Origin of the sequence: Psychrobacillus sp. NPDC096426, from assembly GCF_044762745.1 — a bacterium.
Classification (GTDB): Bacteria; Bacillota; Bacilli; order Bacillales_A; family Planococcaceae; genus Psychrobacillus.
The window spans coordinates 36850-51871 of the sequence record NZ_JBIWEX010000027.1 but is presented as its reverse complement, the minus strand read 5'-3'; the positions used below and the strand labels follow the sequence as shown (position 1 = coordinate 51871).

Sequence of the window (15022 nt, the reverse complement as noted above, 5' to 3'; positions counted from 1 at the left end):
GGTACCAGACTGTTTAATAATTATAGTCTGGTACCTTTTATTAACTTTTAAACTAATTGACGTTAAGTTCTACTGCATGCTTGGTTGTAGGCCTTCTGGTAATGGATTTTGATAAGTATTTTTTGTTTGTTTAGCTAGTTCTTCTTTTGCTCCTTCAATTAACCTGGGATTTTCAAAAATCTCTACTGCGCCAGCGGCAAGAACTTTACCAGCATATAATAATCCTTTATGAGCCAAAGATGTTTTCCCTTGTGAAACAAGTTGCCACGTGTGGAGAGGAGTCCCTGCTACAAAACATGTCGTGAAAAATTGGGCTGTCGGTACAATCCAACTAACATCTCCTACGTCCGTGGAGCCTTGCATTACTTCACGGGTTTTAGCATAAGGGACAACCTCATTGAAAAAAGGGTAATCTGGTGTATAAAATTGGTCCGTTATTTGATGATTAGATAGTTTTTCTGCATCTAAAATTGCTGTATCCACTTCCTCTGATGTAATAGTACTAGCCATTTTCCGTGCAAAACTAAGCTCTTTTTCGTCGTAACTTGGCAAACCAAAAGCTTCCAACTTATCTTGCAAAACCATATTTAACGTATCATTAGGAATGTAATTAGAGCATGCCTTATCAAAGCGTACCGTAACCTTTGTTTCGGTCATCAAAGCCGCTCCTTCTGCAATATTAATAATACGTTGGTAAATATCCTCTACTTCTTTAATATGAGGAGCCCGTATTAAATACAATACTTCCGCATCCGATTGAACAACGTTTGGAGAAGAACCACCGGTATTTGTAACAGCATAATGCACTTTTGCTTCGGATATAATATGTTCACGTAAGTAATTAACCCCAACGTTCATTAACTCAATTGCGTCCAATGCACTTCGCCCTAGATGAGGTGAATTCGCAGCATGCGATGCTTTCCCTTCAAAAGAGAAATAAACTTGATAATTCGCAAGAGATGAAAACGAAAAGACACCAGAATATGAGTTTGGATGCCATGTAAGCGCAACATCAATATCGTTAAAGACACCTTCACGAACCATATAAGTTTTTCCTGATCCACCTTCTTCTCCAGGACATCCAAAGTATTTAATAGAACCAGTAATTTTCTTTTCCTCTATAAGTTGCTTTAATGCAATAACTGCTGCAATTCCTGCAGTCCCTAATAGGTTATGACCGCAGCCATGCCCATTTCCGTTTTCCTCAATTGCTTCTCTTACATCGGAAGCTTCTTTTTGGCTCAGTCCTGAGAGTGCATCAAATTCACCAAGTATCCCAATTACCGGTTTATCTTGGCCGAATGTTGCTGTAAAAGCTGTTTCAATACCTCCCACTCCACGTTCTACAAAAAAACCATTCTCCTCCAAAAAATCGCTTAATAGTTGGGCAGATTGATATTCTTGAAAACGTGTTTCTGGCGTTTCCCAAATTCGATCACTTAACTCAGTAATTTCCTTACTTTTTGCTTCTATTAAAGAACCGATTAGATCTATCATATTATCCATTTAAAATTGCCCACCCTCATTTTGATAAACATGTTCAATTGTTTCTAGCCAAGTGTTCAAAGCGATAGAGAGGACCGATTCGTCAATATCGAATTTTTCGTGATGATGCCCTGCTGCTAATGTTGTTCCAAAAACTGCATATGTAGCATGTCCGCCTTGCTTTTGCACTTGATCCATCATATAAGTCGCATCCTCTGATCCAGCAGCAAATTTAGAACTTGGAATGATCTCCTCTACTCCCTGAACGCTTCTAGCTGCTTTAGCAACTAATTCTATTAACTTTTCAGAAGACGAGCAAGTTTTGGCAGCCCCCACTATTTCATAGGAAAGTTCAGTCCCATACATATTCGATGCCCCTTCTAACACAGATAGTGCTTGCTCATGAACATACATATGTACATCGCTATTTTCCCCACGCGTTTCAAGTTGTAAAGAAGCATGCGCTGGTACTATATTACGTCCATCTCCCGCTATACAAGTACCTACATTTATGCGTGATGCACCTCCACTATGATGCGGAATCGCATGCAGTCCTAAGATTGCTGAAGCAGCAGCAAGTAAAGCATTTTTCCCCTTTTCAGGCTCTGCTCCTGCGTGTGCAGCTTTTCCGAGAAATTCTGCATTTATTTTAGTTGTCGCTAAAAATCCATTTGTCCCCGCAATCACTGTACCTAGCGGCGAACCTGCTCCTACATGCATACCCAAAAAGTAATCGACCCCGTCTACTACTCCAGCATCAACCATCGATTTTGCACCACGAACACCTTCTTCAGCAGGCTGAAAGATGATTTTAATAGTTCCCTCAATGTGATCTGTATTATTTGCAAGCACGGTCGCTAAACCTAAACCAATTGCACAGTGAGCATCATGACCACAAGCATGCATATTTCCTTCATACTGAGAACGAAAACCAAATTGCTGGGGAATATGAGAAGAGTCAGGAGATTCTTCTATTTCTAATGCATCCATATCAAAACGGAAAGCGATGGTTGGACCTGTTTTCTTCCCTTTAATGGTTCCGACTACTCCCGTATATCCCCCAACCATCTTTTCCATGTACTCCAAGTAACCGCCGTTCTCCTTAGCTTTCTCATAGTAGAATGCTAAGTGTTCGTCTGAAGGTACCCCCATCCTACTTTCCGATAATACATCTTTTCCTACCTGCACTTGAAACCCTAATTGACTTAATTCATGCGCGATAATGGAGGCAGTGCGAAATTCTGTCCAACCTACTTCGGGATATTGATGAAAATTTCTTCTCCATGTAAGCATTTGCTCATCCAAACTTGGATTCATTGTAAAGACATCCATCCTTACCACTCCTTAGATTAAGTAATTTACATATGTAATGAAACACCCGGTCCAATCTAAATTCCAAATAATGCAAAAATTAACATCGAAATAATCCAAACAATTAAAAACGCTATAGTATACGGGACTATAATTGACATAAGCGTACCTATACCTGCCTTTTCATACACATCCATGAACGATAAATAATCGCAAAATATGGGTTTTTATTTCATTCTCCAAAGATGAAAAAGTAGGAAAGTTAAAATAGTTGGTGCCTTTAATCATAAAAGAGACAATAATCTTTATCTTTTTCATATGTAAAATGAATTCTTTATAATTCATTTTACATGTTATTTATAGAATTAATTAGTTTCCCTATATATCTTTTGGTATTTTTCTTGTTCAAATACAACAGCTCAAAACATCATTTTTGCCGTTTAACATAAACCAAAGATATAAAGCGATATTCTGAAAATTTTCCAAAACTAACTTATAAAAACTCTTGCATAAATTGAACAATTTGCGTATTCATTTTAATATGATTTTCGATTTTTTCTGTTTGATGACCTTCATCCTCAAAAATAAATAGTTCTACTTGCTTTCCTTGTTCTTTTAAATCAGTCGCAAGTTGCTCTGCTTCACTAACAGGCACACGTGTATCATTTCTTCCATGGAAAATGAGCAAAGGTACTTTTATCTTATCAGTGTGATTCAATGGTGCTATTTCCTCGAAGAAATCGACATCATCTTTTAATGAACCATATTCAAATTCACGTAATTTTCTCCGCCATGAGCCGGTATTTTCCAAGAATGATTTGAAATGTGAAATTCCAACAATATCTACCCCTGCCGCCCAGATATCCGCATAATGCGTCAGTGCTGCCAACACCATAAATCCACCATAGCTACGACCCATAATACCTATTCGTTTAGGGTCAGCTCCATGCGTTTTCACCAGATCCTCGGCGAGCCATTTTAAATCTGCCACAGAATCCATTCTCTTTCTTACATCATCCAGTTTTACATATGTTCGACCATACCCCATACTTCCCCGCACATTCGGTGCAGCCACCGCAAATCCATTCGCAGCAAGATACTGAATGACTGGATTATATTCAGCACGTATTTGATGCTCAGGTCCTCCGTGAACATACACAACTAACGGTTGAGCATTATCCGTTTTACCGTATAAAAAGTACGGTACTTCCAAACCATCAAAGGAAGAAAATGTGCAAAGCTCTGGCTGCTGCCATAAATGTTGAACATCTTTTGCCTCACCTATGAATGTGATGCGTTCTATTTGACTTTCTTCCAATGAAAACTTCCAAATATCTCCTGGGAGTATCGGACTTTTTAGTCCAAAACATAGCTCATTATCATTAAGCCAAGTCAAGGAATCGACCACACCATTTGGAACATTTTCTATGAAATGATGCGTTTGCTTTGTCACATCATAGATTCCAAGTCGAGAGAATCCACCTTCGTTTATTGTAAAAGCTAGTAAAGAACTATCTGGGGACAACTTAATTTCTTCAATATCCCATTTGTCGATTAATAGAAGTTGTTGCAATTCGGAAGATCCTTTAAAAGTAAATTGATGGATACCTAAAGTGTTCTGATCAAGGTCGGTTAGAAGGAATCCACCCTCTCCATTCTTACTCTGCTGAAGCGATTGATATCTAGCTAAAGCACTTCCTTCAAAGAGTTTATGAAGCTCTTTCTTCTTTAAGTTTAGTATGTAATAGGATTGATCAATATTCGTATCCGGCATACTGAGGATTAATTGCTCTCCATCCTTTGTCCAAGCAATAGGCGTACAATTGCCATCCACTTGATAAACAACTTCCTCCGTTTTTGTCTCCAAATCTATGATAAATATATCGAAGTAGCCCGGATGACGACGATTACTTGTAAAAGCAATTTTGCTCTCGTCAGGTGACCAGCCGCCAAACTGATGAAAATGTTCCTTTGATACTACAAGTTCCTGTGCATTTAAGCTGTTTTCATGCAATATGTACAATTGCTGTTTTTCATTCCCATGTTCATCTATTCCTACAATCGTTTGCTTTCCTGACGGAGAATGGTGAACCGATAGAACCCGGTCAGGTAAGTCGGAGTATTGCTGAATTTGTGTTGTTGTGGCATCCCACTTCCAGACTTGAGGAATCCCTGTTTCTTTTGATATAAATGTAAGGGCTTGTTGATTTGGAAGTACTTGTGGCTGGAAAGCCCCACGGACATTTAAATACCTAAACAAAGCTTGATTCGAATTTATCATTACTTTCATCTCCTTTTAAAAAATAGAACCTACAACGATGAATATATTTCATCTAATAGAAAATTACTAATCCAATTACACATACAAAAATAGAGGAGGCAGATAGACTAAACATGGTGAAAAAAAATACTCTGGCTAGTTTTTGCTTAAATTGATTTAAATTTGCATCATTAGCTAGTTGTTGATTCGCACGTTCAAGTGATCTAGACTTACCAATAGGAATCAAAAAATGCCCCAATGATTGAAATCCTTTAGTAAACAAATTAAAAAATTTGGTTTGCCAAATATTGATACAAGCCGTTATTATTGCAGTGATTAAGCCGAATAGAAACGTGTAATTGATCCATTCAATTAGTGTCCAACTTAATAGCACTTTGAAGCCTATCCAAACTATAGCCATACCGCTAGTAAGTAAAATAAACCTAGTCATCCTATCACCTCTAACAATTAATCTCAGTTTTTTTAAAAAGAAAAGATAAAGTCCCATTCAAAACCAAGTCTTCCTAGAAAAGCTTACACTCTTTTCGGCAAAATGCTGGCGAAGGGACTTTATCAATTTACAACACTCTATTTAGGATTAAACAGAACTTATTTCGTTTTTTCTGCCCATTTTAAATTCGGATAGCGGTTCACGTAATAAGCAATGTTTTCAAAATCAGGGTTAGCCAAGTAATTGAATTTATAGAAATTCACAGGCATAAACGGCATATCCGTCATCAATACTTCTTCCGCTTGATGCAAAAGTTCATAACGTTTATTTTCATCTTGCTCTACTTTTGATTGGGCCATGATAGAATCATATTCTTCATTTACCCATCCTGTGCGGTTGTTTGGGCTATCGCCTAAATAGTAGTCAAGATTTACGACCGGATCAAGGAAAATGCCAATCCATCCCATACGAGCCATTTGGAAGTTACCTTGTTTCGTTGTTTCCAAATAAGTGCCCCACTCTTGGTTACTTAATTTAAGCTTCACTCCTAAATTTTTACCGATCATTTCCTGTACTGCTTCTGCGATTTTTTTATGGTTTTCAGCTGTGTTATATATCAATGTTACCTCTGGAAGCTCAGTCCAGCCTTCTTCTGCCATACCTTCTGCCAAAAGTTTTTTGGCTTCCTCTGCATTTTCTTCAAAATAATCTCCGCCGACTTTACGGAAATCTCCCTCTGGTGTGTCGGCACCTTCAGGAACCATTGCATATGCTGGAGTTTCACCACCTAATGTTACATTTTCCGTCAAGGATTTACGGTCAATTGACATTGCAAAGGCTTTACGAACTTTTGCATTTGTAAATGGTTCTTTTTCAACATTGAACATATACATATATGTTCCATAGTAAGGAACTTCGTGGTATGCTTCATTTTCTTTCTCACTTGTAAGTACATCGCTTGGTAATGTGCTGATTAAATCTAGTTCACCTGTTTTGAACATTTGATAATAAGTAGTGGCTTCATTTACTATTTGAAAAGTCACTTTGTCTAATTTCACTACGTCTTTTTCATAGTATTCATTGTTCTTTTCAACCACAACATTACTTTCGTGCTTCCACCCCGTCATTTTATAAGGTCCATTACTAACGTAGGTGTTTGCTTCTGCAGCCCAGTCTGCATTACCTTCAACTAGTTTTTGTTGAACTGGATAGAATGTCCATAATGTAAGTAAGCTATCAAAGTAACCTAATGGAGAATTCAGCTGCACTTCAAGAGTTGTATCATCAAGGGCAGTTATCCCAACATTTTCGGCTGCGCCTTTGCCTTTGTTGTAGTCTTCTGCGCCTTTAATATAGTACAGGTAAAACGAAAACGCACTTCCAGTTTCGGGATTTAATACTCTTTTCCAGGCATATTCGAAATCGCCTGCAGTTACTTGGGAACCATCTGACCACTTTGCATCGTCACGTAGTGTAAAAGTATAAGTTGCTCCATCATCCGATACCTCTACATCTTTTGCCACTCCTAAAACCGGCTTCCCTTCCTTATCACGCGTATACAATCCTTCAAAGATATGATCTAGTACCCAACCAGAAGTTGTATCTGTTGCCTTAGCAGGATCAATTGCAGGAGGTTCAGTCATCGCATTTACGACAATTTCTTGCTTGATGTCTCCTTTGCCTTTTTTCTCTCCAGCGGATTCACCATCTGCTCCTCCACCATAACATCCCGCCAAAACAGAGGATATTGCTAATACTATTCCCAAAGAAAATAACCATTTTTTCATTACATTTCCCCTACTTTCTAGTATATTTAATATAAATGACAAGCAGTCCAATGCTCATCCTCAATCTCTTTCCATTGTGGCTCTTGCAATGCACATATTTCCATCGCATGTGGGCACCTTGTTCGGAAACGACAACCACTTGGAGGATTAGTCGGACTAGGTGGATCACCAGCAAGCACAAGACGATCTCTTTTCGCAGCTCGTGGATTTGTTTTCGGTATAGCCGATAATAATGCCTGTGTATAAGGATGTAATGGATTCGTGAACATATCATCACTGTTGCTTAACTCCATCATCTTGCCTAAATACATCACGCCGATTCTATCACTAATATGTTTTACCATGCCTAGGTCATGAGCGATAAATAGATAGGTTAAATCTTCAGTTACCTTTAAGTCTTCCAACAAGTTAATAACCTGTGCCTGAATGGAGACATCAAGTGCAGAAATAGGCTCATCTGCAACGATAAATTTAGGTTCGACTGCCAAAGCACGCGCTATGCCAATTCGTTGTCTTTGTCCCCCACTGAATTCATGAGGGAAGCGTTTGGCATGCCCTGGACTAAGACCGACACGCTCTAATAATTCATAAATTCGATTTGAACGTTCTTTTCCACTAAACAGCTTATATGCGTCGATTCCTTCAGCAATAATGTCGCCTACTCGCATTCGAGGGTTAAGGGATGCATGAGGATCCTGGAATATGATCTGCATTTCCTTATTCACATTTCTTTTCATTTCTTTATTTAGCTGCATAACATTTTGACCGTTGTAAATTATATTTCCATCAGATGGACCATGAAGACCAACGAGTGTTTTCCCTAAAGTGGACTTGCCACTTCCACTCTCACCAACGAGACCAAACGTCTCTCCTTTTCGAATGAAGAAAGAGATATCATCCACTGATTTTACCGTTACATCTTTTTTTATTTGAAAATACTTTTTCAACGATTGGATTTCCACCAAATTCCCAGTCATTTTGCCCCACTCCCAACTGCAACTGCTTCATCATTTTTAATGGCAATAGGCCTTTCAACTTGAGGTGCTCGAGAATCATTTAGCCAGCATCTTGCAGAATGCCCCTCATCAATTTGGTAATCACCTGGCATTTCTTCTACACATATGTCCATAGCATACTTGCATCGTGGTGCAAATGGGCAGCCCTTCGGAGGAGCAAAAAGATCGGGTGGAGATCCTTCTATCGGTATGAGCTGTTTCTTCTCGGTTCCTTCAACGTTTGGAATGGAGTTCAGTAACCCCCATGTATATGGGTGTTTTGGGTTTTCGAATAAATCGAAAACGGATGCACTTTCGACCATGATTCCTCCATACATCACCATTACGCGTTGAGCAGTTTCCGCAACAACACCTAAATCATGTGTAATGAGAATAATGGCCGTTTGCATTTCCTTCTGTAAATCCTTCATTAATTCCAAAACTTGTGCTTGAATTGTTACATCCAGGGCCGTGGTTGGCTCATCCGCAATAAGCAATTCTGGATTACAGGCAAGGGCTATCGCAATCATTACTCGTTGTCTCATCCCACCACTGAATTCGTGAGGGTATTGATTATAGCGTTCCTCAGGATTTGGAATTCCAACCTGTCTAATCATATCGACTGCTTTTGTTTTTGCCGCTTGCTTTGATAATTTTTGATGGGTAATGAGCCCTTCGGCAATCTGTTTACCCACAATCATGGTTGGATTTAATGAAGTCATCGGATCCTGAAAGATCATGCCGATTTTAGACCCTTTTACTTTCCGCATTTCCCTTTTAGAAGCTCTCAGCAGCTCTTTTCCTTGGAATTTAATACTGCCACCTTTAATAATGCCGGGCGGTGTGGGGATTAGTCCCATAATAGATTGGACAGTGACACTTTTGCCGCTTCCACTTTCACCAACGATAGCAACTACTTCCCCTTTGTCCACATGAAAAGAAACATCTCGAACTGCCTTTACTTCCCCGCCATATGTTTTAAAATTTATTTCTAAATTGTTTACTTCTAATAAATGACTCATTGTTTAGTACCTCCTACTTACGCGCTCTTGGATCGAGTGCATCTTGTATTCCATCTCCAAAGGCATTAAATGCAAACATAGTCAATGCAATCATAAATCCTGGAAAAAACAATCTCCACCAATGTCCACTTAAAATTACACCAAGCGAATCATTAGCCATTGTTCCCCAGCTTGCAAACGGAGCTTGTACCCCCAGGCCTAAGAAACTCAGAAAGGCCTCTGCAAAAATGGCTGTGGGAATTGTAAAAGTTAAATTAATAATGATAATTCCCATTGTATTTGGCAATAAGTGACGTGTAATGATTTTGACATGGGAAGTTCCTAGTTTTTCTGCTGCTAAAATGTACTCTTGGGATTTTAGCTGCAAAATTTGTCCTCTTATAATTCTCGCCATTCCTACCCAGCCCGTAATAGATAAAGCTATGATAATAGTTGTTATACCAGGCTCCATGATCACCATTAAAAGAATTACTACGAGCAAATACGGAATTCCGTATAAAATTTCTACAATTCTCATTAACGCACTGTCAACGCGATCTCCTGCTTTTCCTCTTCCCGCCATATAACCGGAAACGCCACCGACCACTACCCCTAAAACTAAATCAATTATGGCTGCTACAAATCCAATGGTTAAAGATACCCTTGCGCCTTCCCAGGTACGAGTCCACATATCACGACCTAAGTTATCTGTGCCAAACCAATGCTCACCTGACGGTGCCTCATTGGTATTGGTTAGATTTTGTTGGGAGCCACTATGCGGAACCATCAAGGGTCCAAAAAGAGCTAACAAGATAATTACGACTAAAAGAAAGAGTCCTACAATAGCTAATTTGTTTTTAAGGATACTTATAAAGGTTTCCTTCCAAACCCCTAAGCTTGGACGTTGGATTTCATCTTTATCCAACTTTTTTGGATCTACTGGACGAAACAAGGAATCGTTTATTACTTTTTCCATCTGCTAATCCCCCTCGCTTGTCAATTTAATTCTAGGATCAATAAAACGGTAGGAGATATCGATTAAAAATAGAGTGACAACTAAGATTAAACTGAAGAACACGGTTGTCCCCATGATAACGGGATAATCACGATTAAATATACTATCCACGAAGTATTTACCAATACCTGGGACTGCAAATATTTTTTCAATAACAAATGTACCTGTAATTAACGAGACAAATAATGGACCAATGAAGGATACGACCGGTAAAATGGCATTTCGAACTCCATGATTAAGCACAATTTTAATGGTAGATAATCCCTTTGCATCTGCGGTTTTAATATAGTTTTGGTTCATTACCTCCAGCATGCTGGAACGCATATATCGAGCAATGACCGCTAATGGTGTAGTTGCAAGTGCCAAAGTCGGTAATACTGAATGCTGCCACGTTCCCCACGAAGCTACAGGGAGAACGCCCCATTTCACTGCAAAGAAATTGATAAGTAATGGAGATAATATAAAACTAGGTACCGATATACCGATGATGGCAAAAATCATAGATGCATTATCAAGAAATCTATTATGATTTAAGGCTGCAATAATCCCTAGCAATAGCCCAAATACCAGCGCCACAATGATTGCTTGCATCCCAAGAGTTGCTGAGGCTGGAAATCCGGACAATATAATGTCATTTACGGTTCGAGTTTCCGATTTAATGGATGGTCCCAAATCCAGCATTATTAAATTTTTTAAATATAACACGTATTGCACAGGAACCGATTCGTCTAAGTTATACTTGGCTCTCATATTTTCTACTACCTCTTCAGGCAGTACATCTGCATCCGATGCAAATGGATCTCCTGGGATCATTTTCATTATTAAAAATGTCAATGACGCAATGACCCAGATGGTAAGAAGCATTGTGATAAATCTTTTCACAATATACATACTTATTTACACCTCCATTATTATTGCGTTAAGGCATTATGTATTGACACTACCTAAAACTCCGTTCGTTGCTGCCATTGCAATAATGACACATCCCCACATCTGTTTGTAAGCTGTAATCATGTCATCACAAGTAAAACGTACTTTCTTTGGACCAGTTAATTCCACACTCGGAATGGTTGTTGTCATTTTTGCTTGTTGCGACCCTTTAAATTCGATTTCAAATGTAATCGGTCCTACTAATGCAACTGGCTTCTGGCTAGCAGCGTTTCTTACAGCCACTTCAACTTTTTGTCTAATTTGTTCTCGGGCTATCTCGGGATGTATCAGCTCTGCAGCAAAGCGATCTACCGCTCGCTTGGTAATAGCCGCTTCGACATGAGGCAATGTCTCTAGCACTTCGTTGACATATGCGTCATCACCACTAATAAATAAAGGTGGAACACCAAATGCACCTGCCGCATACGTATTCATTTCCGTTTCACCGACTACATGACCATTGATTTTCATTTCATTCACGCAAATTCCTGCAAGTGTATGGCTAATAACCGCTACATCAGAGCCTCCTTCGCGCCCATGATGCCCGACAAAAAGAATACCATCAAACGAATCATCCAAACCTTCCAGTTGGCACATCACTCTGTTGTTCCCAGAGACCAGCCTTGCCCGTGTGTCCAAGTCTTCGATTAGGATGTTAGACATGTTGCCGTGCCCGTCCGCTACTACTACTTCTGTAACACCCCCATTAAAAGCCCCTTCAATGGCTGCATTTACATCTGCAGTCATCAACTTACGAAAACGTTGATATTCAGAAGGAGTTTTCAATTGTTGATTAGTAGCTACTCCGGAAATCCCTTCCATATCAGCTGAAATAAAGATTTTCATTTGTACCCGCTCCTTTGTATAGTTCTATAAAAAAGCCGAAGCTTTATTATTTTATTTTTATGGAATATTAAATTATACGAATATTTTATATCTAGAAAATATACTCGAATGTATTTTTATACACCTCAAGCTGAATGATCGTATTAACTCCTGTTATATATTCAATTTTATTGACTTCTCTTATTATTTCTGTGATTTTTTCTTGATCCTTCACTGTTATTTGAAATAGGAGTGAATATTCCCCAGTTGTCAAGGTTATGAAACGAATTTCTCTGATGTCCTTTAGTTTTTCAATAGTATCGGAAATTGAATTTGCTTTTACCTTGACTTGAATAATTGCTCCCGCTTTAAGTCCTACCGCCAAGGGATTAACTACGCCAACTACTTCAAGTATTCTTTTTTCTATTAAATTCTTATAGCGTAGTCGAATAGTTTTTTCTGTCACTTGCAAACGTATCGATAATTCAGTAAATGATAAGCGTCCATCAATTGAAAGATGCTTAATAATACCGTGATCTAATTCATCAACTTCATATTTCAAATAACATCTACTCTCCTTCTAATTTCTCTTCAATACTGAAATCAGGAATATTTTAGCTCTTTATACCGATTTACAATATTCAGAAGAAAATATATTATCTGAATTAGGAATATTAGAGCTAGTTTATATTAAATATTTTAAAAAATCAATCTTTTTTTAAATTAATGGAGGTTTTGAAATGATTGCAATTACAAATGCAACAATATGGGATGGACGTGGGACGACCCTAGAAAATCACGTGATTTTCATTAAAAACGGGGTTTTTGAAGGCATTGAATCTGAGGCAAATATTCCTGGCGAATATATCGTCATTAATGCAAAAGGAAAGATAATTACACCTGGCTTAATAGATGTACATACACATCTTGGAGTCTCTGAAGAGGGAGTTGGACATGAAGGAGCCGATTTCAATGAAATTAGTCATCCAGTAACGCCGCAAATACGCTCTTTAGATGGCATCAATCCTATGGAGATTGGATTTGCAGATGCACGTAAAGCTGGGGTTACAACAGTTCAGGTGATGCCTGGCAGCGCTAATGTAATTGGAGGCGAAATGGTTGTGTTAAAAACAGTTGGGACTATTGTCGATGAGATGGTTATTAAATCACCTTCTGGAATGAAAGCAGCGACTGGGGAAAATCCGAAAAGATTTCATGGAGTTAAAGGAAAAATGCCGGTTACTAGGATGGGAGTTGCTGCTTTAATACGTGAGAAATTAATAGAGACTCAAAATTATATAAACAATGAGAATAAGGAAAGAAAGCTAGACTTGGAAAATATGGCTAAGGTTATAAAAAAAGAAATTCCCTTACGTGTTCATGCACATAGAGCAGATGATATTTTAACAGTACTCCGCATCAAACGTGAATTTGATATTGATGTGACTATTGAGCATTGTACTGAAGGTCATCATATCGCTGATTATATTGCAAAACACGATGTCCGAGTTTCTGTCGGACCAACCATGTCTACACGTTCAAAAGTGGAGTTAAAAGATAAAGGTTGGTCCACAATAAAGGCTCTTATGGATGCCGGAGTTCCTTGTTCAATTACCACAGACCACCCTGTCGTTGGAATTGAATATTTAGTAACGAGTGCAATACACGCAATTAGAAATGGGATAACCGAACAACAAGCCTTGCAAGCCATTACATTCGATGCTGCCAAACATCTGGGAGTTGACGATCGTGTCGGCTCGATTGCCCCAAACAAAGATGCAGACTTTGTTATCTGGAGTGGTAACCCATTCAATCTTAGGGGTAAAGTGGAGAAAGTATTTATTAATGGGGAAATCGTTAATTGAGTATAATAATACGATATTCTCTTAAAGGTGGAGAGTACTCTTTGTTTCATAAATCTCTATCAAGAGTCTATTTTGATAGATTAAACTTCCCCGTCTCTCCACAAAAGTAGAGAGGCGGACATTTATCTTCTATTCATAATATATCCTAAGATTGTTCAATTTTGGGGTCAAACTAATTTCATCTGTTGTTGTATTTAATACTTAGAATTAGGTAATAATTTCACTTTAATTATCCTGACTCAATTAATCTAATACTTTATTAATCAATATTGAAACTTAACCCTCACAGCTGCGCTAATTGTAATTTGTCCCTGTTCGATTGGCGTAGTAAAACTTTGTTCCGCCATAGCAACTGTTTTAAATGCAATCGGTTGGCTCTGACTCTCCTCCACAATTTCTATCGGATGAGGATGTAAAGGTAACTGCATAGTTTCAGCTATCGTTTTTGCTTTTGTTTGAGCATCTTGGAGGGCTAGACGTAGTGCTTGTTGGTAATATGGGGTCGTATCATCGATTCTGAACTGCACAGATGAAACATGATTTGCACCGTTTTGTACGGCTGTATCAATAACAGTACCAACTTGACTAGTTTCTGTTACTTTTACAGTAATCGCATTCCTCACTTCATACCCTCGAAAGACCTGTCTTCCGTCCACAAAGTCATAATTTGGAACTATGTTATAAACCGAAGTTTGAATATCTTCCCTAGGAATGCCCAGCGCTATGATAGACTGAATAACTTGTTTCATCGTGTTGGCATTTTCTTGTTGGGCAACGCTTAAATCTTTACCCTCAGTATTAACTTCTAGCTGAAGCTGCACATAGTTTGGTTGTGCGTCAACTTTCCCATTCCCCGTCACTGTTATTACCCGCATTGGAGGATATTGAAAGCTCGAAAAATACATATATCAATTCGCCCCTTTCGTATCGTTATTACTAATTACTCTATGCTCCTAGTTCTAGAAACATAATACCCCCTCAATGAAGCAAAGAAACGACACTTGAAATTCAAACAATTCAGATTTATACTACAACTAATATGTAGTTACCCCGGAAAAGTAAAAGAACTATCTCAAGTGAGCTTTCAACTGACAGGA

The 15022-nt window shown here is 38.5% G+C and carries 14 protein-coding genes; 1 reads left to right on the top strand and 13 read right to left on the bottom strand.

The features are described 5' to 3' along the window. Positions 1-69 precede the first annotated feature (69 nt). From ACIQYS_RS18860 to ACIQYS_RS18805, 12 genes are all read right to left on the bottom strand, one after another. Entirely contained in the window at positions 70-1506 is a 1437-nt protein-coding gene (locus ACIQYS_RS18860; protein ID WP_402983407.1) for a M20 family metallopeptidase, read from the bottom strand. Next, positions 1507-2817 carry an amidohydrolase gene (locus ACIQYS_RS18855; RefSeq protein ID WP_402983404.1) on the bottom strand — a complete coding sequence of 437 codons (1311 nt, stop codon included), beginning with the start codon at positions 2815-2817 and terminating at the stop codon, positions 1507-1509. It lies immediately after the preceding gene. Between the two features lie 56 nt (positions 2818-2873). Continuing rightward, entirely contained in the window at positions 2874-2993 is a 120-nt protein-coding gene (locus tag ACIQYS_RS18850) for an AbgT family transporter (protein ID WP_402983401.1), read from the bottom strand. Positions 2994-3289: 296 nt separating this feature from the next. Beyond that, a complete protein-coding gene (locus ACIQYS_RS18845; RefSeq protein ID WP_402983398.1) occupies positions 3290-5077 on the bottom strand; it encodes a S9 family peptidase in 1788 nt (595 codons plus the stop codon). Positions 5078-5129: 52 nt separating this feature from the next. Then, entirely contained in the window at positions 5130-5507 is a 378-nt protein-coding gene (locus ACIQYS_RS18840) for a DUF3899 domain-containing protein (RefSeq protein WP_402983395.1), read from the bottom strand. Between the two features lie 158 nt (positions 5508-5665). Next, positions 5666-7294, bottom strand: coding sequence for a peptide ABC transporter substrate-binding protein (locus ACIQYS_RS18835; RefSeq protein WP_402983392.1), 1629 nt, complete (start codon positions 7292-7294; stop codon positions 5666-5668). A 26-nt stretch (positions 7295-7320) separates the two neighbouring features. Continuing rightward, a complete protein-coding gene (locus ACIQYS_RS18830; RefSeq protein WP_402983389.1) occupies positions 7321-8271 on the bottom strand; it encodes an ABC transporter ATP-binding protein in 951 nt (316 codons plus the stop codon). After that, positions 8268-9311 (bottom strand): ABC transporter ATP-binding protein, encoded by a 1044-nt coding sequence (locus ACIQYS_RS18825; RefSeq protein WP_402983386.1) that lies wholly within the window; start codon positions 9309-9311, stop codon positions 8268-8270. The genes ACIQYS_RS18830 and ACIQYS_RS18825 overlap by 4 nt, the downstream gene beginning before the upstream one ends. 13 nt (positions 9312-9324) lie before the next feature. Then, positions 9325-10266, bottom strand: a complete 942-nt coding sequence (locus ACIQYS_RS18820; protein ID WP_402983383.1) for an ABC transporter permease — start codon at positions 10264-10266, stop codon at positions 9325-9327. A 3-nt stretch (positions 10267-10269) separates the two neighbouring features. Then, positions 10270-11196: an ABC transporter permease gene (locus tag ACIQYS_RS18815; protein WP_402983380.1), complete on the bottom strand. Its 927-nt coding sequence runs from the start codon at positions 11194-11196 to the stop codon at positions 10270-10272. A gap of 36 nt (positions 11197-11232) precedes the next feature. Next, entirely contained in the window at positions 11233-12081 is an 849-nt protein-coding gene (locus ACIQYS_RS18810; protein WP_402983377.1) for a M55 family metallopeptidase, read from the bottom strand. Positions 12082-12172: 91 nt separating this feature from the next. Then, the gene (locus ACIQYS_RS18805) at positions 12173-12622 is read right to left on the bottom strand and encodes an Lrp/AsnC family transcriptional regulator (protein WP_402983374.1); all 450 of its coding nucleotides are present in this window, start codon (positions 12620-12622) and stop codon (positions 12173-12175) included. Positions 12623-12800: 178 nt separating this feature from the next. Between ACIQYS_RS18805 and ACIQYS_RS18800 the strand changes: the two genes are divergently transcribed. Continuing rightward, positions 12801-13925, top strand: a complete 1125-nt coding sequence (locus tag ACIQYS_RS18800) for an amidohydrolase (protein WP_402983371.1) — start codon at positions 12801-12803, stop codon at positions 13923-13925. Between the two features lie 263 nt (positions 13926-14188). On the opposite strand, the gene ACIQYS_RS18795 is transcribed toward ACIQYS_RS18800, so the two are convergent. After that, positions 14189-14830 carry an SIMPL domain-containing protein gene (locus tag ACIQYS_RS18795; RefSeq protein WP_402983368.1) on the bottom strand — a complete coding sequence of 214 codons (642 nt, stop codon included), beginning with the start codon at positions 14828-14830 and terminating at the stop codon, positions 14189-14191. Between the last annotated feature and the right edge of the window lie 192 nt (positions 14831-15022).